Annotated in this window: 18 protein-coding genes and 1 riboswitch; of the genes, 8 read left to right on the top strand and 10 right to left on the bottom strand. The window is 55.8% G+C overall.

Annotated elements, in window-relative coordinates:
• Positions 1–36: 36 nt before the first annotated feature.
• Positions 37–2,397, bottom strand: coding sequence for a DNA polymerase II (polB, locus tag DEU53_RS14165; protein WP_110867513.1), 2,361 nt, complete (start codon positions 2,395–2,397; stop codon positions 37–39).
• Between the two features lie 164 nt (positions 2,398–2,561).
• Here polB and DEU53_RS14170 point away from each other — a divergent pair, with 164 nt between their 5' ends.
• Entirely contained in the window at positions 2,562–3,326 is a 765-nt protein-coding gene (locus DEU53_RS14170; protein WP_101762132.1) for a DedA family protein, read from the top strand.
• On the opposite strand, the gene thiQ is transcribed toward DEU53_RS14170, so the two are convergent.
• From thiQ to sgrR, 4 genes are all read right to left on the bottom strand, one after another.
• The gene (gene thiQ, locus DEU53_RS14175; RefSeq protein ID WP_110867514.1) at positions 3,323–4,024 is read right to left on the bottom strand and encodes a thiamine ABC transporter ATP-binding protein ThiQ; all 702 of its coding nucleotides are present in this window, start codon (positions 4,022–4,024) and stop codon (positions 3,323–3,325) included. The genes DEU53_RS14170 and thiQ overlap by 4 nt on opposite strands.
• Positions 4,008–5,594 carry a thiamine/thiamine pyrophosphate ABC transporter permease ThiP gene (thiP, locus tag DEU53_RS14180; protein ID WP_110867515.1) on the bottom strand — a complete coding sequence of 529 codons (1,587 nt, stop codon included), beginning with the start codon at positions 5,592–5,594 and terminating at the stop codon, positions 4,008–4,010. The genes thiQ and thiP overlap by 17 nt, the downstream gene beginning before the upstream one ends.
• On the bottom strand, positions 5,594–6,580 hold the full coding sequence (gene thiB / locus DEU53_RS14185) for a thiamine ABC transporter substrate binding subunit (RefSeq protein WP_110867516.1): 987 nt from the start codon (positions 6,578–6,580) through the stop codon (positions 5,594–5,596). Before thiB ends, thiP begins: the two co-directional genes overlap by 1 nt.
• Positions 6,581–6,626: 46 nt before the next feature.
• A riboswitch (TPP riboswitch) is annotated at positions 6,627–6,722 on the bottom strand.
• Between the two features lie 35 nt (positions 6,723–6,757).
• Positions 6,758–8,419: an HTH-type transcriptional regulator SgrR gene (sgrR, locus tag DEU53_RS14190; RefSeq protein ID WP_110867517.1), complete on the bottom strand. Its 1,662-nt coding sequence runs from the start codon at positions 8,417–8,419 to the stop codon at positions 6,758–6,760.
• Positions 8,420–8,673: 254 nt separating this feature from the next.
• On the opposite strand from sgrR, the gene DEU53_RS14195 reads away from it, so the two are divergent.
• Positions 8,674–9,861, top strand: a complete 1,188-nt coding sequence (locus DEU53_RS14195; protein ID WP_110867518.1) for an MFS transporter — start codon at positions 8,674–8,676, stop codon at positions 9,859–9,861.
• Between the two features lie 36 nt (positions 9,862–9,897).
• On the opposite strand, the gene leuD is transcribed toward DEU53_RS14195, so the two are convergent.
• The 5 genes from leuD to leuL form a co-directional block, all read right to left on the bottom strand.
• Positions 9,898–10,503 carry a 3-isopropylmalate dehydratase small subunit gene (gene leuD / locus DEU53_RS14200; protein WP_101762126.1) on the bottom strand — a complete coding sequence of 202 codons (606 nt, stop codon included), beginning with the start codon at positions 10,501–10,503 and terminating at the stop codon, positions 9,898–9,900.
• A gap of 3 nt (positions 10,504–10,506) precedes the next feature.
• The gene (gene leuC, locus DEU53_RS14205; RefSeq protein WP_101762125.1) at positions 10,507–11,913 is read right to left on the bottom strand and encodes a 3-isopropylmalate dehydratase large subunit; all 1,407 of its coding nucleotides are present in this window, start codon (positions 11,911–11,913) and stop codon (positions 10,507–10,509) included.
• A gap of 4 nt (positions 11,914–11,917) precedes the next feature.
• Positions 11,918–13,009 carry a 3-isopropylmalate dehydrogenase gene (gene leuB, locus DEU53_RS14210; protein WP_101762124.1) on the bottom strand — a complete coding sequence of 364 codons (1,092 nt, stop codon included), beginning with the start codon at positions 13,007–13,009 and terminating at the stop codon, positions 11,918–11,920.
• A gap of 2 nt (positions 13,010–13,011) precedes the next feature.
• Complete coding sequence (gene leuA, locus DEU53_RS14215) at positions 13,012–14,574, bottom strand: 2-isopropylmalate synthase (protein WP_101762123.1); 1,563 nt, start codon at positions 14,572–14,574, stop codon at positions 13,012–13,014.
• A gap of 93 nt (positions 14,575–14,667) precedes the next feature.
• On the bottom strand, positions 14,668–14,751 hold the full coding sequence (gene leuL / locus DEU53_RS23320; RefSeq protein ID WP_099686952.1) for a leu operon leader peptide: 84 nt from the start codon (positions 14,749–14,751) through the stop codon (positions 14,668–14,670).
• Positions 14,752–15,483: 732 nt separating this feature from the next.
• On the opposite strand from leuL, the gene ilvI reads away from it, so the two are divergent.
• From ilvI to ftsL, 6 genes are all read left to right on the top strand, one after another.
• Positions 15,484–17,208 carry an acetolactate synthase 3 large subunit gene (gene ilvI / locus DEU53_RS14225; RefSeq protein WP_110867519.1) on the top strand — a complete coding sequence of 575 codons (1,725 nt, stop codon included), beginning with the start codon at positions 15,484–15,486 and terminating at the stop codon, positions 17,206–17,208.
• 2 nt (positions 17,209–17,210) lie between these two features.
• A complete protein-coding gene (gene ilvN, locus DEU53_RS14230) occupies positions 17,211–17,702 on the top strand; it encodes an acetolactate synthase small subunit (protein ID WP_007885011.1) in 492 nt (163 codons plus the stop codon).
• Positions 17,703–17,899: 197 nt separating this feature from the next.
• Entirely contained in the window at positions 17,900–18,910 is a 1,011-nt protein-coding gene (cra, locus tag DEU53_RS14235; protein WP_101762121.1) for a catabolite repressor/activator, read from the top strand.
• Between the two features lie 489 nt (positions 18,911–19,399).
• Positions 19,400–19,858 (top strand): division/cell wall cluster transcriptional repressor MraZ, encoded by a 459-nt coding sequence (gene mraZ, locus DEU53_RS14240; protein WP_007885013.1) that lies wholly within the window; start codon positions 19,400–19,402, stop codon positions 19,856–19,858.
• A 2-nt stretch (positions 19,859–19,860) separates the two neighbouring features.
• Entirely contained in the window at positions 19,861–20,802 is a 942-nt protein-coding gene (rsmH, locus tag DEU53_RS14245) for a 16S rRNA (cytosine(1402)-N(4))-methyltransferase RsmH (protein ID WP_101762120.1), read from the top strand.
• Positions 20,799–21,119: a cell division protein FtsL gene (gene ftsL, locus DEU53_RS14250; RefSeq protein WP_101762119.1), complete on the top strand. Its 321-nt coding sequence runs from the start codon at positions 20,799–20,801 to the stop codon at positions 21,117–21,119. The genes rsmH and ftsL overlap by 4 nt, the downstream gene beginning before the upstream one ends.

Consider the following 21,119-nt stretch of genomic DNA (forward strand, 5'->3'; position numbering starts at 1 on the left):
CGCTATGGTACTGGATGGCAAGGCATTCGTCACCTGTCAAAAAAGCCCCAGCTGCCCAGTAATGAGTGTAGCAAAGTCGTCACCGACGAACGGCAAAATGCCGTCAGCCACCGGCTGCAGCTGTTTGGTGACGTAATGATCGTAGTCGAGGGGCGTATTACGCGCCTCGAGCGGTTCCGGTCCGGCCGTGGCCATCACATAGCGGATCGAGCCACCGTTTTGATACTGCAGCGGGCGCTGCAGCTTGCGGTTTTGCTCATCGGCGAGACGCGCAGCGCGCACATGTGGCGGCACATTGCGCTCGTAATCTTTCAGCGCGCGCCGCAGGCGTTTTTTATACACCAGCTGATCGTCGAGTTCACCGGCCAGCAGCTGCGCCACCGTTTCGCGAATGTAATCCTGCCACGGCTCGCCACGGAAAATACGGCCATACAGATTTTGCTGGAACTGCTGCGCCAGCGGCGTCCAGTCGGTGCGCACTGATTCGAGGCCTTTAAACACCAGCCGCTCGCCGCCCTCGCTGCGAATCATCCCGGCATAGCGCTTTTTGCTGCCCTGTTCGGCGCCGCGAATGGTAGGCATCAGGAAACGGCTGAAGTGCGTTTCATACTCCAGCTCCAGCGCGCTCTCCAGCCCATAAGTTGATTGCAGATGCTGCCGCCACCAGCCGTTAACCTGTTCAGCGAGATGACGACCAATCGCCGTCGCCTCCGCTTCACTGTGCGCGCCTTTCAGCCAGACGAAGGTGGAATCGGTATCGCCGTAAATCACATCAAAGCCTTCCGCTTCAATCAGCTCGCGCGTTTGCTGCATGATGGCGTGGCCGCGCAGGGTGATGGATGACGCGAGGCGCGGATCGAAGAAGCGGCAGGCGCTGGTGCCGAGCACGCCATAAAAAGCATTCATGATGATTTTCAGCGCCTGCGACAGCGGTTTGTTGTTGTCGCGCTTGGCGGCTTCACGCCCCTGCCAAATCTGCTCGACAATCGCCGGTAAACAGTGGGTCTCACGGGAAAAGCGCGCATTGCGGAAGCCGGGCACGGAATCGGCGTCATCCGGGTGCGCCAGGCCTTCCACCAAACCCACCGGATCGATAAGGAAGGTGCGAATAATTGAGGGATAGAGGCTTTTGTAATCCAGCACCAGCACCGAATCGTACAGGCCGGGCCGCGAATCCATCACGTAACCGCCGGGGCTAGCTTCCGGCGCCACTTCGCCGAGATTCGGCGCCACGAAACCGGCGCGGTGCATGCGCGGGATATAGAGATGACCAAAGGCCGCCACCGAACCGCCGTGACGATCCACCGCTAAACCATTTACCGTGGCGCGTTCCAGCAGGAACGGCATGATGGCGGTGTGCTGGAAAATGCGCGTCACCAGCTCACAATCCTTGAGATTATATTTCGCCAGCGCCGGTTTATCGTTGGCAAAGCGCCAGTTGATCTCTTCCATGCGATCCCACGGATTATTGATGGCCTTGCCTTCACCGAGCAGCTGGCGCGAGACCGCTTCGAGGCTGAATGACGGGAAATCCCAAAACGCGGATTTGAGCGCGTCGATACCATCAATAATTAAGCGGCCCGTTGCCTGCGCGAAGAACACACCAGGTTTGAAGCCGTGCTCGCGCCACTCCAGCGCCTGCTTCTGACGCCCTAAACGCAGCGGAATGCCGTAGCGATCGGCGTGTTTCTGCAGTACGCGCAGATCGAACTGCACTACATTCCAGCCAATAATCACATCCGGTTCATGCCGCTCAAACCACGCGTTGAGCTGCTCAAGCAGCTGCGGGCGGCTATCAACATAGATCAGCTCAAAATCGAGCGTGCTGGCATCGCCGTTAGGCGGACCGAGCATGTAAACCTGGCGCTGGCCGCAGCCTTCCAGCCCGATACAGTAGAGCTCACCGTGCTGCGTGGTTTCGATATCCAGCGATACCCATTTCAGCTGCGGACGATAATTAGGATGCGGCTTCAGACGCGCGTTGACCACGCTGTCACCGCGTGTTTCACCGCTAAACCACACCGGCGCGGTGATAAAGCGCTCCATCAAATAGCGTTCGGGTGGCCGAATATCCGCTTCATAGACCGGAATGCCGTTTTCACGCAGGCGCTTTTCCAGATTTTGTAGCTGACGATTGCTGCGGCAATAGAGGCCAAACACCGGGCGGCGGCGAAAATCCTTCAGCTCCAGCGTTTGCAGGCGCGTATGACGTTCGTCGCGGATCAGCGCTTCGGTTGGCGTGCGAAACTCCTCGGGCACAAACGCCACGGATTCCTGGGCAGGCAGCACCAGCCGCTGCGGGCCGCTGTCGGTGGCCAGCCACAGCACCACTTCGCTGCCGGTCGGCGTATCTCGCCAATGTCGGGTAAGCAGAAAACCTGCGCGCGGATCGGTCACGTGAACTCCAGAGAATGAATTGCCTTGAGTATAACATGGATGTTTATACAGTGTCCTGCAGGCGAAATTGTCACCACTTTGTCAACATCGTTCTACAATTCTTGCCTTGACGACCATGTGTATGCTCTGGACAATCCAGCCTCTATATTCCGCAGAGGATATTTATGGAAGCCTGGATTCAACACCTGTTTTCGCAATCGCTGGAGTACGCGCTGATCGCTGTGGCGCTGGTGACCTTCCTTGAGTCGCTGGCCTTCGTGGGATTGCTGTTGCCGGGCACGGTATTAATGGCCAGCCTTGGGGCGCTGGTCGGAAGCGGACAAATTGGTCTTTACCCTGCGTGGGCGGCCGGATTCGTTGGCTGTTTAATCGGCGATTGGGTTTCCTACGGCATCGGCTGGAAGTTTCAGGGGCCGCTGCATCGCTGGAAATATCTGAAAAAGTACAAGGGTTTGCTGGATAAAACCGAGCATGCGCTGCATCAACACAGCATGTTCACCATTCTGGTGGGGCGATTTGTCGGCCCGACGCGTCCGCTGATTCCGCTGGCAGCGGGCATGCTGGAGTTGCCGGTGCGCAAATTCCTGCCGCCTAACCTGATTGGCTGCATCCTCTGGCCGCCCGCGTATTTGATGCCGGGCATTCTGGCGGGCGTGGCGATTGATGTACCGCAGGCCGCGCAGGGCGGCAGCTTTAAATGGCTGCTGTTGCTGGTGGCGCTGCTGCTGTGGATCGGTGGCTGGTTGCTGTGGCGCTGGTCGCGCAGCGGTAAAACGGTGGATTGGGCGACAAAGTATCTGCCTGCATCGCGTTTGCGCTGGCTGGCACCGCTGATGGCGGCGATTGGCCTGGGCGCGTTTATCGCAATCCAGTTCCATCCGATGATGCCAATCTTCCGCCACCTGCTGTGGAAAGTTTTCTTCGCTTAACGCGCTGTCACGCCAAGGATGGCGGCCGCGGCACTTTCACCGCGCACCAAACTCTCTGTACTGCCATCCCAATAGATGCGCCCGTCGACGATCACCAAACTGCGCGGCGCAATCTGCTGAGCATCTTCCAGGCTGTGCGACACCATCAACAAGGTGATGTTGCGGTTTTCGCATACCGAACGTACCAGCTGCAGCATCTCGTTGCGCAGCGCCGGATCCAGCGCTGAGAAGGGTTCATCCAGCAGCAAAATCGGTTGATTGCGCAGCAGGCAACGCGCCAATGCCACGCGCTGACGCTGGCCACCGGAAAGCTGACCAGGCAAACGCGTGAGCATCGCCTGCAAGCCGGTTTGCTCGGCGATATCCACCACTTGCTGCTGCTGTTCGCGCGTCAATTTCAGGCCCGGATGTAAGCCCAACGCCATGTTTTGCTGCACCGTGAGATGCGGAAACAGATTGTTCTCCTGGAACAGCATGGAAACCGGGCGCGCCGACGGCACGCTGTGGGTATGATCAACGCCGTTCATCACCAGCGCGCCTTGATTGATCGGCAAAAAGCCGCCAATCAGATTCAGTAAAGTACTTTTCCCCGCGCCGCTCGGACCGAGGATCGCCAGACGTTCACCCGCCTGCGCCGCAAAACTAAAGCGCATCGGCAGATGCTGATAAAGGTAAGTAAGGTTATTCAGTGTCAGCATGGCGACCCGGTAATTTTTCCATCAGAGTGAAGAGTAGTAAGCAGAGCAGCAGCAGCAGCAGTGCGGTGACGGCACCGTCCGCACCGCGATAGGCGCCAATCTGCTGGAACAGATAGAAGGGCAGCGTGCGGAAATCGGCGCTGCCAAACAACGCGACCACGCCAAAATCGCCAATCGACAGCACGCAGGCAAACGCCAGCGCCTGAGCAATCGGGCGTTTCAGCGCGCGCAGCTCAATCAGCCGCAAGCGGTTGAAACCGGAGATGCCGAGTGAAGCGCAGAGCTGGCTGTAACGGGCGCTGATATCGCGCATCGGATTCTCCAGCACTTTCATCGCATAAGGAATGGCGATCAGGGCGTTAGTGAAGATCACCAAACCATCGGCGCGCTGCGGTAACCCCACGGTGGCGTTGAACAGCAGAAAGAAACCGCTCGCCAGCACAATGCCCGGCATCGCCAGAATCAGCATGCCGCTCATCTCCATCGCCTGCGCGGCGACTCTGTTCTGGCGCTGCCGCAGTTCGCGGCTGCTCCACAGCAGCATCATGGTCAGCAGCACGCAGAGCACGCCGGCGCCCACGGCAATACGCAGCGAGGTAAAGGTGGCTTGCCACAGCGCCGCTTGTTGCAGCGCACCGGCAACGCCGCCGCGCAAACCATCGACGATTACTGCCGCCAGCGGCGGTAACAGCAGCAGCAGCGCCAGGCCAATCAGCAACGTATCGCTGATGCGCGCCTGCCATGAATCCTGCGGATCGCGCCAGCCGCGAATGCTCTGGCTGCCGGTGGGAATGGCTTTGCTAAAGCGCTGGCTCAGCAGCACCAGCAGCAAACAGCAAGCGAGCTGTAACAGCGCCAGCAGCGCCGCGCGGCCCGGATCGTAATCGAAATTCAGCGCCTGATAGATCGCCAGTTCCAGTGTGGTCGCTTGTGGTCCGCCGCCCAGCGCCAGCACCGTGGCGAAGCTGGCGAAACAGAGCATAAAGATCAGTGCCGCCGTCGGCAGAATCTGACGGCGCAGCCACGGCCACTCCAGCAAGCGAAACAGATTCCAGCCGCGCAGGCCAAGCTGGGCGGCGACCTGGCGCTGCTCGCCGGGAATGCTCTCCAATGCCTGTAACAGCAGGCGCGTCGCCAGCGGCAGGTTAAAGAAGACGTGCGCCAATAGAATGCCCTGCAGGCCATACGGCGAAAAGTGGTAGTCAAAGCCGATGGTCGCGCACAGTTGTGCCAGCCAGCCGCTGCGACCGTACACGCTGAGCAAGCCAAACACCGCCACCAGCACCGGCAGCACCAGCGTCATGGCGCACAGACGTAGCAACAGATTGCGTCCCGGAAAACGGCGACGATAGAGCGCGCGCGCCAGCAGGATCGCGGGCAGCAACGAAAGCAGCGCCGACAGCAGCGCCTGCTCAAACGAGAACAGCAGCACATGATGCAAATAGCTGTCGTCGAGTAGCGCGCGCCAGTCGGTGGCCGGAGCGACCACCACCAATGCGCCAAACGCCAGCAGCGCCACCGCGCACAGCAACAGCGCGATGGCGCTACCGGGAATCAACCAGCCGGGCATTAACGGCTAACGGCGCGTTGCCATGCGCTGATCCACGCGGCGCGATGGTCGGCGACTTCGGCTGGCGTGAATTGCAACGCCTTCGCAGGCACCTGCAACGTTTGATAACCGGCTGGCAGATCGCTTTTGATCACCGGATACATCCAGTTGCCGGTGGGAATGGTCTGCTGGAAGGCCGGAGATACCATAAACTGCATGAACTGCTGCGCCAGCTTAGGCTGTTTGCTGCTGGCGAGTTGCGCGGCGACTTCCACCTGTAAATAGTGGCCTTCGCTGAATTCGGCCGCGGCGTAGTTCTCTTTCTTCTCTTCGATAATGTGATAAGCCGGAGACGTGGTGTAGCTCAACACCAGATCGCCTTCACCTTTCAGGAACAGGCCGTAAGCTTCGCTCCAGCCTTTAGTGACGGTAACGGTTTTTTGCGCCAGCTTCTGCCACGCATCAGCTGCGTTATCGCCATACACTTTTTGCATCCACAGCAGCAGGCCAAGACCCGGCGTGCTGGTACGCGGATCTTCATAAATCACGCGCCATTTTTCCGGGCTTTCGACCAGCTCTTTCAGGCTTTTCGGCGGGTTCTTCAGTTTGTTTTTATCGTAGACGAAAGCGAAGTAGCCATAATCGAACGGGATAAAGGTTTGATTGTTCCAGCCATCCGGCAGTTTTAAGCTGCGAATATCGACGCTGCTGTTGGCAAACAGTCCGGTTTTCTCCGCTGCCTGCACCAGATTGTTATCCAGCCCCAGCACCACATCGGCTTTGCTGTTTTTGCCTTCCATGCGTACGCGATTGAGCAGCGATACGCCATCTTCCAGCGCCACATACTTCAATTCGCAGTCGCACTGCGCTTCAAAGGCTTTTTTTACCGCCGGGCCGGGGCCCCAATCGGCAGAGAACGAATCGTAGGTGTAAACGGTCAGAACCGGTTTGGCAGCGAAAGCCGGTGCCGTAACCAGCAGCAACATAGGCAGAACTTTGTTTAACACTTTGCGCTCCTTGAGGAGAAGAGATGTTGAGTCGCAAAGGATCTGAGGCGTGATGCATCTCAAATCCCTACGCCGGTATTAGCCGGATCAGGTTCGACGGGTTTCTCTCAGCCCTGATATCAAGGCACCCCGTTGAGAACGGCTCATTCTAGACATTTATATGACAGCGCGAAAGGATCACAGCTCCGGTGGTGCAAACCAGGCTGATTTGAAGTCAAACCAGCCGAGCGTATTCAGCCGCACGCCGCGCATACTGCGTTGCCCTTCCAGCAGCAGCCAGTGATGGAACAGCGGATGCAGATAGTCGCGGTCGATCAGCTGTTTGCTCCATTCCGCCAGCGGTAACGCTTTCTGCCGCCAGCGCGCGGCATCGGCTTGCCAGTCAATCGGAATGCAGTGATGCATCAACGGCAACTCGAACAGTTGCGCGAACAGCGCGTACTCCAGCGGCAGGGTAAAGTTGACGCTGCCGAGCCAGATATCACTTTCACCTTCGCCCTCGAACCACGCTTCGTAGCTCACGACACGAGTAATTAGCTCAACACCTTGCTGCGCCAGCAGCGGTCGCAGCGCGTTAGCGATACCTTCATGCTCAACGTGATGGCTGTACCAGCTCAGCGTCAGCTGAGTTAAGCCTGCCGGTTTATCGGCGGAGGTGAGATCGCGGCGATGGTGCCAGCGCGGCAGCAAGCCATAAGCCGGGAACCAGTAACGCTGATAGCCGACGCCAGCAAGATTCAGTAAGGCGATGGGATTAAACAGATAGCTTACCCAGCGGCGGAAATGCGCATCGCGACCCAACTCGGAGCGCTGATCGTACAGCAGGAAGTAGCAGCCTTCTTCCAGACGACTCTCTTCCGATTTTTCATCGGCGGTTTCGCCCTGCAATTTAACCCCGGCATACACCAGCTCGTCGCTGATCTCCGGCAGCACCCAAATCGACACATCGTCAATCAGCGCGCGATAGCCAAAGTAATCATCAAAGGCGGTGATTTTCAGCTGCGTTTGCTGATTGCGCACCACGCTGTACGGACCGGTGCCAAGCGGCTGGCGGGCAAACTGGCGTAACGTGGGCCATTCGCGCGGCAGGATCATCGCGCTGACGCTGGCCAGCAGCCACGGCAACCAATCGTCCGGCTGGCTCAGATGGATATCCAGCGTCCAGGGCGCGGGCGAATCCAGTTTACTGATGTGAGAAAACAGCGGCTGGCTGCGCACGCGCTCCAGCGAAGCAATCACATCCGCCATTTCCAGTTCACGGCCATGATGAAAACGAATCGCCGGGCGCAGGAAGAAACGCCACTGCAGCGGCGAGGTTTGCTGCCAGTGATGGGCGATATCGGGTTCGATTTCCCCCTTTTCCTCATTTATGCGCATCAGGCCGTTGAAAATTTGTCGTGCCAGATGGGTTTCCGAGCGGCGCAGCGGCGAACCGGGCAGCAAATTGGGCAGCGGGCGATAATAGAGCACGCGCAGGATGTGTTTACCCTGGCGGAAGCTGCGGCCTAAATGTGCCGCAATCATCTGGCGCACCTGGTTTTTATCGCCCACCAGCTGCACTAACTGTTCGATGCGGTCTTGTTCCAGCAGATCCTCGGCGCGCTGCTGCTGGAGCGCCAGGCCGGTATAGCAGAAACTCAGCATCGAGCGCTTGCCGCGTCCCGCTTCTGCCTGCCAAATCAGCCAGCCTTCGCTTTGCATGGCGTTGAGCAGGTTACGCATATGGCGACGCGAGCAGTGCAGCAGATCGGCCAGCTCGCTGAGCGTGGTTTCCTGATCCTGCCCCTGACAGCTTTGCCATAGGCGGATAAATTGCTGCTGTAGACGTGAAGATGACATAAAAGGGGAACTCCTTGTCAGAATCGCTCAGTTTTTCCTGCCTCATATTAGAGGCATACTGCCCGGCAATGGAAGAGCGGGAGGCATTCAGTAATGAATGGCGCTCTGCCAGCGGTTCCGCCGACGTGGAACCCCTTTCTGAGTAGGGTGCATTTTCACCGCCAGCAGCGCTTTATCTGCTGGCTTTTTTCGTTTTGCTGTAGAATCTTCTACCCTCATTTCTCTACCTTTTTTATTCGCAAAGGGATTTCTGCATGAAATCGCTGTTAACGCGTCAACGTCGCATCAATCCGGTCTACCTCTCGTTTATGGCGGTGTCGTTTATGACCGGCGTGGCCGGTGCACTACAGGCGCCGACGCTGAGCCTGTTTCTGACGCGCGAAGTACAGGTAAGTCCGTTCTGGGTCGGCTTGTTCTTTACCATCAATGCGATCGCGGGGATTGTGGTCAGCCTGCTGATGGCGAAACGCTCCGATAATCAGGGCGATCGCCGCAACCTGATTCTGTTTTGCTGCCTGATGGCCACGCTGAATGCGCTGCTGTTTGCCTTCAATCGCCACTATTTAACGCTGGTGACGCTGGGCGTGTTTTTGTCGGCGCTGGCCAGCGTGTCGATTCCGCAGGTGTTCGCCCTCGCGCGGGAATATGCCGATCAGTCGGCGCGTGAAGTGGTGATGTTCAGCTCGGTGATGCGTGCGCAGCTGTCGCTGGCGTGGGTGATCGGGCCACCGCTGTCGTTTGCGCTGGCGCTTAATTACGGTTTTGTGACGCTGTTTTGCGTGGCGGCGGGGATTTTCCTGCTAAGCATGCTGCTGATCTGGCGCACCTTGCCCTCGGTGCCGCGCGTGGTGGTCTCGCCTGAAGAGGTGCTGACGCAGCTGAGCCCGTGGAAGGACAGTCAGGTGCGGTTACTGTTTATCGCCTCGGTCACCATGTGGGCATGCAACACCATGTATATCATTGATATGCCGCTGTATATCAGTACCACGCTTGGCCTGCCGGAGAAGCTGGCGGGCTTGCTGATGGGCACCGCCGCCGGGCTGGAGATTCCTATTATGCTGCTGGCCGGGCATTACGCGCGGCGCACCGGCAAACGCAACCTGATGTTGCTGGCGCTGGTGGCGGCGATTGTGTTTTATCTCGGATTGGTGATGTTCCAGTCGCGGACAGCGTTGATGGTGCTGCAACTGTTTAATGCCGCGTTTGTTGGCATCATCGCCGGAATTGGCATGTTGTGGTTCCAGGATTTAATGCCGGGCCGCGCAGGTGCGGCGACGACGCTGTTCACCACCTCAATTTCCACCGGCATGATTATCGCTGGCATCATTCAGGGCACCATGAGTGAACGCTTTGGTCATGAGTCGGTTTACTGGCTGGCGTTGGGGCTGGCGGTGCTGGCGTTGGGATTGGCGTCGCGCGTGCGGGATGTGGTTGATAGATAGCAAAGAGAAGGGCGACAGGATGTCGCCCTTGTTGCCTCAGCGTAAGAACGCGGGCTGATTGGTCTCGTAGCTGGAGATAGACGCTTCGTGTTGCAGCGTCAGGCCAATGCTGTCGAGGCCGTTGATCATGCAGTGACGGCGGAAGCTGTCGATTTCGAAGCTATAAGTCTTATCGCCTGCGGTTACAGTTTGCGCTTCCAGATCCACGGTGAAGGTGATGCCCGGCTGCGCGGCAACCAGTTTGAACATCTCATCCACTTCTTCATCGCTCAGCTTCACCGGCAGCAGCTGGTTGTTAAAGCTGTTGCCGTAGAAAATGTCGGCGAAGCTTGGCGCAATCACCACATGGAAGCCGAAGTCGGTCAGCGCCCACGGCGCGTGCTCACGCGATGAACCACAGCCAAAGTTCTCACGCGCCAGCAAAATGCTGGTGCCTTTGAACTCCGGTTTGTTCAGGACAAAGCTGGCGGTTGGCACGGTGCCCGCATCATCTTCAAAACGCCAGTCGTGGAACAGATGCGCGCCAAAACCGGTGCGCGTCACTTTCTGCAGGAACTGCTTTGGAATAATGGCATCAGTATCGACGTTGGCCGCATCCAATGGCGCCACAATGCCGGTATGTTGAGTAAATTTGTTCGCCATGGCTTACGCTCCCTGAGTCAATTCACGAATGTCGGCAAAGCGACCGGTTACGGCAGCCGCAGCAGCCATTGCCGGGCTCACCAGATGAGTTCGTCCACCGCGGCCCTGACGGCCTTCAAAGTTACGGTTGCTGGTTGATGCGCAACGTTCGCCTGGATTGAGGCGGTCGTTGTTCATGGCCAGACACATGGAGCAACCCGGTAAACGCCATTCAAAACCGGCTTCGAGGAAGATTTTGTCCAGACCTTCGGCTTCGGCTTGTGCTTTTACCGGACCCGAACCTGGCACCACCATCGCCACCACGCCCGGCGCCACTTTACGGCCTTTGGCAATCGCAGCAGCAGCGCGCAGATCTTCAATACGTGAGTTGGTGCAGGAACCGATAAACACTTTATCGATCGCCACGTCAGTCAGTTTGATGCCTGGCTGCAGATCCATGTAAGCCAGCGCTTTCTCTGCTGAGGCGCGCTCAACCGGATCGGCAAAGGATTGTGGATTCGGAATCGCTTGATCTACCGCCATTACCTGGCCTGGATTGGTGCCCCAGGTCACTTGCGGAGCGATATCTTCCGCGTGCAGCGTGACGATGCTGTCGAATTTGGCATCGCTGTCAGACTTCAGCGTGCGCCAGTAAGCGACCGCTTGTTCCCACTGCTCGCCCTTCGGCGAGAACTGCTTGTCTTTCAGATAATTGAAAGTGGTGTCGTCCGGCGCGACCAGGCCCGCTTTGGCGCCCATTTCAATCGCCATGTTACACAGCGTCATGCGGCCTTCCATGCTCAGCGCTTCGATCGCTGGGCCACAGAATTCGACAACGTGACCGGTACCGCCAGCGCTGCCGGTTTTACCGATAATGGCCAACACAATGTCTTTGGCGGTAATGCCTGGCGCCGCTTCGCCCAGCACTTCAATCTTCATGGTTTTCGCGCGGCCCTGTTTCAGGGTTTGCGTGGCAAACACGTGCTCAACTTCGGAAGTACCGATACCGAATGCCAGCGAACCAAACGCGCCGTGCGTGGCGGTGTGGGAATCACCGCAGACGATGGTCATGCCCGGCAACGTCATACCTTGCTCTGGCCCAATGACGTGCACGATGCCCTGGAATGGGTGATTCAGGTCATACAGCTGAATGCCGAACTCAGCACAGTTTTTCATCAGCTCTTGCATCTGAATACGCGCCATCTCGCCAGACGCATTGATGTCTTTGGTCTGCGTCGAAACGTTGTGATCCATGGTGGCGAAGGTTTTCGACGGCTGACGCACTTTGCGCCCGTGCGCACGCAGACCATCAAAGGCCTGCGGCGACGTCACTTCATGGATCAGATGGCGATCGATATAGAGTAACGGCGTTTCGTTCGGGGTTTCGTTAACGACATGTGCATCAAATAACTTCTGATATAAGCTTTTCATTTTATTATTTTTCCTCGGCGATGAAACCGGCAATGATGCTGCCCATCTCATCTGTGCTCACGGCTTTGCCGTCACCGGCCAAATCACGGGTGCGATAACCCGCTTCCAGCGCACGGCTCACGGCGCGTTCAATGCTTGCGGCGGCTTCATCCGCATTCAGGCTGTAACGCAACAGCAGTGACAGCGACAGAATCTGCGCAATCGGGTTAGCGATGTTCTGACCGGCGATATCCGGTGCGGAACCGCCCGCTGGCTCAAACAGGCCAAAACCTTCTTCATTCAGGCTGGCGGAAGGCAGCAAGCCCATTGAACCGGTAATCATCGCGCATTCATCTGACAGGATGTCGCCAAACAGGTTAGAACACAGCAGCACGTCAAACTGTGATGGATCTTTAATCAGCTGCATGGTGGCGTTATCGATGTACATGTGGCTCAACTGCACATCCGGATAATCTTTTGCCACTTCGTTCACAATCTCGCGCCACATGACGGAAGTCTGCAAAACGTTGGCTTTGTCGATTGAGGTGACGATGTTGCGGCGCTTACGCGCGGATTCAAACGCGATACGCGCGATGCGCTCGATTTCGAAACGATGATAAACCTCAGTATCGAAAGCGCGCTCGTGCGGGCCGCTGCCTTCGCGGCCTTTCGGCTGACCGAAGTAGATGCCGCCGGTCAGTTCACGCACGCACAGGATGTCGAAACCGCGTCCGGCGATATCGCTACGCAGCGGGCAGAACGCTTCCAGACCTTTATACAGTGCCGCAGGGCGCAGGTTGCTGAACAGCTTAAAGTGCTTACGCAGCGGCAACAGCGCACCGCGCTCGGGTTGCTGCGCAGGTGGCAGATGTTCCCATTTCGGGCCACCTACCGAGCCAAACAGAATTGCATCTGCCTGCTCTGCGCCGGCAACGGTAGCCGGTGGCAGCGGTTCACCATGACGATCGATGGCGATACCGCCAACATCATATTCGCTGGTGGTGATACGCATGTCGAAACGCGTACGAATTGCATCGAGAACTTTCATGGCCTGCGCCATCACTTCCGGACCAATTCCGTCGCCTGGCAATACCGCGATATGAGAAGACTTAGACATAATTACACCGTTTCCTTCTGATCTTTAAATTTACGCTGCAGTTCTTTTTCCACCTGCTTAGCACGCCAAATATTGTTCAACGCGTTCACCATCGCTTTCGCCGATGATTCGACGATATCGGTCGCCAGGCCAACGCCGTGGAATTTACGACCGTTGTAGTTGACCACAATATCGACCTGACCCAGCGCGTTCTCGCCGTGGCCTTTCGCCGTCAGCTTGTAGTTAATCAGCTCGGCTTCAAAGCCGGTAATACGGTTGATCGCCTGATAGACCGCATCAACCGGACCGTTACCGGTTGCGGCGTCAGCTTTGGTCTCTTCACCGCAGCCCAACTGCACGGAGGCCGTTGCGGTTACGCTGGAGCCGGTCTGCACGTTGAATTCGTTGAGCTCGAAATATTCTGGCTCTTCGTTCTGCTTGTTGATGAAGGCCAACGCTTCCAGGTCGTAATCGAACACCTGACCTTTCTTGTCGGCCAGCTTCAGGAAGGCGTCGTACAACGTGTCGAGGTTGTAATCGGACTCTTTGTAACCCATCTCTTCCATGCGGTGTTTCACCGCAGCGCGGCCAGAACGGGAAGTCAGGTTCAGCTGGATTTTGTGCAGGCCGATAGATTCTGGCGTCAGAATTTCGTAGTTTTCGCGATTCTTCAGCACGCCGTCCTGGTGAATACCGGAAGAGTGGGCGAAGGCGTTAGAACCGACCACCGCTTTGTTGGCTGGAATCGGCATGTTGCAGATTTGGCTCACGGTTTGGCTGGTGCGGTAGATTTCCTGATGATTGATGTTGGTGTGGACGTTCATGATCTGCTGGCGGGTTTTGATCGCCATAATCACTTCTTCCAGCGCACAGTTACCGGCGCGTTCGCCTAAACCGTTCAGCGTACCTTCAACCTGACGCGCACCGGCCAATACCGCAGCGATGGCGTTGCCGGTCGCCATACCCAAATCGTCGTGGGTGTGAACCGACAAGATGGCTTTATCGATATTTGGAACGCGTGCCACCAGTTGGCCAATGATGTTGGCGTATTCGCCTGGCAAGGTGTAGCCGACGGTGTCCGGAATGTTGATGGTGGTTGCACCGGCATTGATCGCGGCTTCAACCATGCGGCACAAATCGTCGATTGGCGTACGCCCGCCATCTTCACAGGAAAACTCAACGTCGTCGGTATAGTTGCGGGCGCGTTTGATCATGTGCACTGCGCGTTCAATCACTTCTGGCAGTGTGCTGCGCAATTTGGTGGCGATGTGCATCGGCGAAGTCGCGATGAAGGTGTGAATACGGAACGCTTCAGCCACACGCAGTGATTCGTAAGCGGCGTCAATGTCCTTCTCAACGCAGCGTGCCAGTCCGCAGACGCGGCTGTTTTTAATGGTACGAGCGATGGTTTGTACGGATTCAAAATCGCCTGGAGAGGAAACGGGGAAACCCACTTCCATTACATCCACGCCCATACGTTCCAACGCCAGAGCGATTTGCAGTTTTTCTTTAACACTCAGGCTGGCCTGTAAAGCCTGTTCGCCATCACGCAGAGTGGTATCGAAAATAATAACTTGCTGGCTCATCGTAATCTTCCTTATGCATTAACTTTGCCGGTGCTACGAGCATAAAAAAACCCGCGCATTGGCGCGGGTTTCTTAAACTTCGGCAGGTTCGAATCAGTTGTTGATTCCGCCCACGAGTCTACCGCGCAAACTGGATGCGTTTAGTAGTAGACCGAGTAGGCGGAAAGAATGAAACATGAGTCAAACCTCGTAAATTGAGTGCTGCACATATTGGTACTGGAATTGACGTGTGAAGTCAACCTTAAGTACAAGGGTATTTCTGTGAAGTCAGAAGGGCGATGTGCTGTGATTTTTCGGCTGCGCAGAGCAATGACATTAATTAGCAACAGAATAAGTGAATCCATCCACTTAAAAAATCGTTTAGAAAATAGAATTTATTTTAAATTGTTGATAATTAAAATTTTAAGTTGCTAATGCGCATTACTGATAAAACAAGATTAGGCTTGTTGTTAAGAAGAATATGATGTGATCAGGTCGTTTTATAGATAATCACGCCAGAAAGTAATTATCACAAAAGATTGTGGACTGAGTGGTCAGGCAATATGAAAATCATATTTCTTAGAACACGCTGCAAATAATCTATAAACCAGCATTTTCCTCTGTGGTTATGACGAAGCATTAGTTTAATCCTCGCAGGCAATAATCACGCATCAGTGCCTTTATTGCCGGATCGGGCGCGACGTGGCGTCCTGGCGTTTGCAGGGCGGGTTGTCTGCGGTTATGGTAATCGACCTACTCTCAAATAATTAACTCAAGTAGATTCCCTGTACCTGGAAGGCGGACAGAACGCCGCCTTCTGAGCATAAACATAAGGTTTTGATCTTAATTGGCGATCGGGGGCCGGATATCAGTGGCGTGCGGGAAACGCGAACGTCAGTGGATTCAGTCCCTCAAGCCTGGAGGCAGAAAATGGAGATGTTGTCAGGAGCCGAAATGGTCGTCCGTTCGTTGATCGATCAGGGCGTTAAGCAGGTATTCGGTTATCCGGGCGGAGCGGTGCTCGATATTTACGATGCGCTGCAAACGGTCGGTGGTATTGACCACGTATTAGTCCGTCATGAACAAGGCGCGGTGCACATGGCCGATGGCCTTGCGCGTGCGACCGGTGAAGTGGGCGTGGTGCTAGTGACCTCCGGTCCGGGCGCCACCAACGCGATTACCGGTATTGCAACCGCCTATATGGATTCGATCCCGATGGTAATTCTGTCGGGTCAGGTGCCTTCGTCACTGATTGGTTACGATGCGTTCCAGGAGTGCGACATGGTCGGCATCTCCCGCCCGGTGGTGAAGCACAGCTTCCTGGTGAAAAACGCCGAAGAGATCCCAACCGTGTTGAAAAAGGCCTTCTGGCTGGCAGCAAGCGGTCGCCCGGGACCGGTGGTGATCGATCTGCCAAAAGATATCCTGAATCCCGCCAACAAGCTGCCGTACGTCTGGCCGGAAACAGTGAGCATGCGCTCATACAATCCGACCATTCAGGGCCATAAAGGACAGATTAAGCGCGCGCTGCAAACGTTACTGGCAGCACACAAGCCGGTGATTTACGCCGGCGGCGGCGCGATTATGTCGGGCTGCGAAGCCGAGCTGCTGCAGCTGGCAGAGCAACTGAATATTCCGGTAACGACCTCGCTGATGGGCTTGGGCGTGTTCCCTGGCACACATCGTCAGTGTGTCGGCATGCTGGGGATGCACGGCACTTACGAAGCCAACATGACCATGCACAATGCCGATCTGATTTTCGGTATTGGCGTGCGCTTCGACGACCGCACCACCAACAATCTGGCGAAGTACTGCCCGAACGCCACCATCATGCATATCGATGTCGATCCGACGTCGATCTCCAAAACGGTCAGCGCCGACATTCCAATCGTTGGCGATGCGAAGCAGACGCTGGCACAGATGTTAGAGCTGCTGGCGCAAAGCGATGCGAAGCAGGAACTTGATAGCCTGCGCGACTGGTGGCAGACCATTGAAGGCTGGCGCGGTCGCAAGTGCCTGGAATTCGATCGTACCAGCGACAAAATCAAACCGCAGGCAGTCATCGAGACCATCTGTCGTTTGACCAAAGGCGAAGCTTACGTGACGTCTGACGTTGGTCAGCATCAGATGTTTGCCGCACTTTACTACCAGTTCGACAAGCCGCGTCGCTGGATCAACTCCGGCGGCTTAGGCACCATGGGCTTCGGCTTGCCTGCAGCGTTAGGCGTGAAGATGGCGCTGCCGGATGAGACGGTTATCTGCGTGACCGGCGATGGCAGTATCCAGATGAACATTCAGGAGCTGTCGACCGCGTTGCAGTACGATTTACCGGTGCTGGTATTGAACCTCAACAACGGCTTCCTCGGCATGGTTAAGCAGTGGCAGGACATGATTTACTCGGGCCGCCACTCGCAGTCCTACATGCAATCGCTGCCTGACTTCGTGCGTCTGGCCGAAGCGTATGGGCATGTGGGCATTTCCATTGCGCATCCGGCGGAGCTGGAAGAGAAGCTGCAGCTGGCACTGGATAAGCTGGCGAAAGGCCGTCTGGTGTTTGTCGATGTAAACATTGACGGCAGCGAGCACGTTTACCCGATGCAAATTCGTGGTGGTTCGATGGATGAGATGTGGCTGAGCAAAACGGAGAGGACTTAATTATGCGTCGTATTTTATCGGTTCTGCTGGAAAACGAATCCGGCGCATTGTCCCGCGTAGTGGGGCTGTTCTCTCAACGTGGCTATAACATCGAAAGCCTGACTGTGGCACCGACCGATGATCCCACCTTGTCACGCATGACCATTCAAACGGTCGGCGACGCGAAAGTGCTGGAGCAGATTGAGAAGCAGCTGCACAAGCTGGTGGACGTGTTACGTGTCAGCGAGCTGGGTCAGGGCGCTTACGTTGAGCGTGAGATCATGCTGGTGAAAATCCAGGCCAGCGGTTACGGCCGTGAAGAAGTGAAGCGCAGCGCGGAAATTTTCCGTGGGCAGATTATCGATGTCACGCCAACGCTTTACACGGTTCAGCTGGCGGGCACCAGCGATAAACTCGATGCGTTTCTCAACACCGTGCGTGACGTGGCAGAAATTGTCGAAGTGGCGCGCTCAGGAATTGTGGGTGTGTCGCGCGGCGATCGCGTGATGCGTTAATCACCCAAAGTAACGATTTCATCTGATTCTAACCCGGCGAAATGCCGGGTTTTTTTATTTTATGCGCTTGACCAGGATGCGAGAGAAAAGCGGTTGCTCGACGTAGTGTTCTGCGGTTAGATGTTACAAATGTTTTACCCATAGCTACTCTGCGGATATTTTCGTCAGCGCTGGCTTATCAGAATTAAGGTGTCACCGTGAAACTGGATGAAATTGCGCGTTTGGCAGGCGTGTCGCGCACCACGGCCAGCTATGTAATTAATGGCAAAGCGCGGCAGTATCGTGTCAGCGAAAAAACCGTCGAAAAAGTGATGGCGGTGGTGCGTGAACACAACTATCACCCCAATGCCGTCGCGGCTGGGCTGCGCGCCGGGCGCACACGTTCGATTGGCCTCGTGATCCCCGATCTGGAAAACACCAGTTACACGCGCATTGCGAATTATCTGGAGCGTCAGGCGCGTCAGCGCGGCTATCAGCTGCTGATTGCCTGCTCAGAAGATCAGCCAGACAACGAAATGCGCTGCATCGAGCATCTGTTGCAGCGCCAGGTTGATGCCATCATCGTTTCAACTTCACTGCCACCAGAGCATCCGTTCTATCAGCGTTGGATCAACGATCCGTTACCGATTATCGCGCTGGACCGTGCGCTGGATCGTGAACACTTTACCAGCGTAGTGGGTGCCGATCAGGATGATGCGCAGGCGCTGGCGGCTGAATTGCGTCAGCTACCGGTGAAAAATGTGCTGTTCCTCGGCGCGCTGCCTGAGTTGTCGGTCAGCTTCCTGCGTGAGTTAGGTTTCCGCGATGCGTGGAAAGATGATGAGCGGCCAATTGATTACATCTACTGCAACAGTTTCGATCGGGCCGCCGCTGCCGCGCTATTTGAGAAGTACCTCGAAGATCATCCGATGCCGGAGGCACTTTTCACCACGTCGTTTGGGCTGCTGCAGGGCGTAATGGACATTACGCTGAAGCGTGATGGTCGCCTGCCGACGGATTTAGCGATCGCCACCTTTGGCGACCATGAATTGCTGGATTTCCTCGAGTGCCCGGTGCTGGCGGTGGGGCAACGTCACCGCGACGTGGCTGAGCGCGTGCTGGAACTGGTGTTAGCCTCGCTAGATGAACCACGTAAACCCAAGCCGGGTTTAACCCGTATTCGTCGCAATTTATTCCGCCGCGGACAATTAAGTCGCCGCTCTAAATGAAATGCTGGGCAGTTCGCTGCCCAGCATTTATTAATCCTGTCGATATTTTGAAACCATAGGGCGTAAATAAGCGTAAATAATCGCCACTCCAGCTAACAATTTAACCTTGCTGACTTTTCTTAATTGTTTACATGTTCACCAGTGAGGCGTGGCAGAGCTGGCGCGATGATGCTGGGCTTCCTTTCAGAAATCCCCTAAAATGCCGCCGCTGTCGCAGATTGCGGGGCAATTATATTTTTGCGCCGGAGCGCTTTATTTTTCGCCATTTATCCTCGTGCAGAAATTTTTATTCAATTATTCATCAGGTTAATTTTTTATTTTACGAATCCATGTCGATTAATTCCCTCATTGATTAATTTCACCCGATGTAAATAGTGATATTCACTTGCCGTTGCGGCTTGACAAGGATTTCATCGGCTCCGTAAACTCGTTTCGTGGTAAAAAGTGGGATAAAGTGGTGAAAACGGGTGATTGAGGGGTAAGGCTGGCATGTTCCGTGGAGCAACGTTGGTCAATCTCGACAGCAAAGGACGATTAGCAGTACCAACGCGCTATCGTGAATTGCTTGTCGCAGAGTCTCAGGGGCAAATGGTATGTACCATTGACCTCCACCAGCCATGCCTGCTGCTTTATACCTTGCCCGAATGGGAAATCATTGAGAAAAAGCTGTCTCGCTTATCCAGCATGAATCCTGCCGAGCGTCGCGTACAGCGACTGCTGTTGGGACATGCCAGTGAATGCCAGATGGATAATGCGGGTCGTTTGTTGTTGGCGAACACGTTACGTCAACATGCCGGCCTGACCAAAGAAGTGATGCTGGTTGGACAGTTCAACAAGTTTGAGCTGTGGGATGAACAGACCTGGTATCAACAAGTTAAGGATGATATTGACACAGAACAGTCGGCTCAGGAGCCTTTATCTGAGCGGTTGCAGGACTTGTCGCTATAGCTATGCAGGAAAATTTCAAACACACCACAGTGCTGCTGGATGAGGCGGTAAACGGCCTCAATATCAGGGAAGACGGCATTTATATTGATGGCACTTTTGGTCGCGGCGGTCACTCGCGCTTAATCCTTTCGCAGCTTGGTGAGAAAGGGCAACTGATAGCGATTGATCGCGATCCGCAAGCGATAGCCGCAGCCGCTGAGATAAACGATCCGCGCTTCTCGATCGTCCACGGGCCGTTTTCGGCTTTGGCGGAATACGTCGAAGAGCGTGGATTGACCGGCAAGATCGATGGCGTTCTGCTCGATCTGGGCGTCTCTTCTCCGCAACTGGATGATGCTGAACGTGGCTTCTCCTTTATGCGTGATGGGCCACTGGATATGCGTATGGATCCAACACGCGGGCAATCGGCCGCCGAATGGCTGATGAGCGCAGAGGAGGCGGATATCGCTTTCGTGATCAAGACCTACGGTGAAGAGCGTTTCGGTAAACGGATTGCGCGCGCCATCGTAGAGCGTAACCGCGACCAGCCGATGACACGCACCAAAGAGCTGGCGACGGTGATTGCCGCCGCCATGCCCGTCAAAGACAAATTTAAGCACCCGGCAACGCGTACTTTCCAGGCGATTCGTATCTGGATCAACAGTGAGCTGGAAGAGATTGATACCGCGCTGAAAGGGGCCTTGTCGGTTCTCGCGCCAGGCGGCAGGTTGTCGATCATCAGCTTCCACTCACTGGAAGATCGCTTAGTGAAGCGTTTTATGCGCGATCAGAGCCGCGGTCCTCAGGTGCCAGCAGGCATTCCGATGACGGAGTCGCAGCTTAAAGCCTTAGGCGGTCGTGAGCTGAAAACGCTGGGCAAATTGATTCCTGGCGAAGCCGAAGTGAACGAAAATCCACGTGCGCGCAGTTCGGTATTGCGTATCGCGGAGCGAACGGCCTCATGATTGGCAACGAGCGCCACAGCTTACCCGGTGTCATTGGTGGGGACTTGCTACGATTTGGCAAGATCCCGCTGTTGCTGTTGATCGCGGTGTTGGTGTCCTCGGTAATGGTCGTGACCACCACGCATAAGACGCGCCTGTTAACGGCGCAGCGTGAACAGCTGGTGCTGGAGCGTGATGCGCTCGATATCGAATGGCGCAACCTGATTCTTGAAGAGAACGCACTGGGCGATCACAGCCGTGTAGAGCGGATAGCAACCGATAAACTGCAAATGCAGCATGTAGATCCTTCGCAGGAAAATATTGTGGTGCAGAAATAA

Origin of the sequence: Pantoea sp. AG1095, assembly GCF_003208415.1 — a bacterium.
GTDB classification, from domain to species: domain Bacteria; phylum Pseudomonadota; class Gammaproteobacteria; order Enterobacterales; family Enterobacteriaceae; genus Pantoea; species Pantoea leporis.

Bases quoted from the DNA above. Each gene is read 5' to 3' on its own strand.
- DEU53_RS14170 (WP_101762132.1), top strand. From the start codon at position 2,562: ATGGAAGCCTGGATTCAACACCTGTTTTCGCAATCGCTGGAGTACGCG.
- thiQ (WP_110867514.1), bottom strand. From the start codon at position 4,024: ATGCTGACACTGAATAACCTTACTTACCTTTATCAGCATCTGCCGATG.
- thiP (WP_110867515.1), bottom strand. From the start codon at position 5,594: ATGCCCGGCTGGTTGATTCCCGGTAGCGCCATCGCGCTGTTGCTGTGC.
- sgrR (WP_110867517.1), bottom strand. From the start codon at position 8,419: ATGTCATCTTCACGTCTACAGCAGCAATTTATCCGCCTATGGCAAAGC.
- DEU53_RS14195 (WP_110867518.1), top strand. From the start codon at position 8,674: ATGAAATCGCTGTTAACGCGTCAACGTCGCATCAATCCGGTCTACCTC.
- leuD (WP_101762126.1), bottom strand. From the start codon at position 10,503: ATGGCGAACAAATTTACTCAACATACCGGCATTGTGGCGCCATTGGAT.
- leuC (WP_101762125.1), bottom strand. From the start codon at position 11,913: ATGAAAAGCTTATATCAGAAGTTATTTGATGCACATGTCGTTAACGAA.
- leuB (WP_101762124.1), bottom strand. From the start codon at position 13,009: ATGTCTAAGTCTTCTCATATCGCGGTATTGCCAGGCGACGGAATTGGT.
- leuA (WP_101762123.1), bottom strand. From the start codon at position 14,574: ATGAGCCAGCAAGTTATTATTTTCGATACCACTCTGCGTGATGGCGAA.
- leuL (WP_099686952.1), bottom strand. From the start codon at position 14,751: ATGTTTCATTCTTTCCGCCTACTCGGTCTACTACTAAACGCATCCAGT.
- ilvI (WP_110867519.1), top strand. From the start codon at position 15,484: ATGGAGATGTTGTCAGGAGCCGAAATGGTCGTCCGTTCGTTGATCGAT.
- ilvN (WP_007885011.1), top strand. From the start codon at position 17,211: ATGCGTCGTATTTTATCGGTTCTGCTGGAAAACGAATCCGGCGCATTG.
- mraZ (WP_007885013.1), top strand. From the start codon at position 19,400: ATGTTCCGTGGAGCAACGTTGGTCAATCTCGACAGCAAAGGACGATTA.
- rsmH (WP_101762120.1), top strand. From the start codon at position 19,861: ATGCAGGAAAATTTCAAACACACCACAGTGCTGCTGGATGAGGCGGTA.
- ftsL (WP_101762119.1), top strand. From the start codon at position 20,799: ATGATTGGCAACGAGCGCCACAGCTTACCCGGTGTCATTGGTGGGGAC.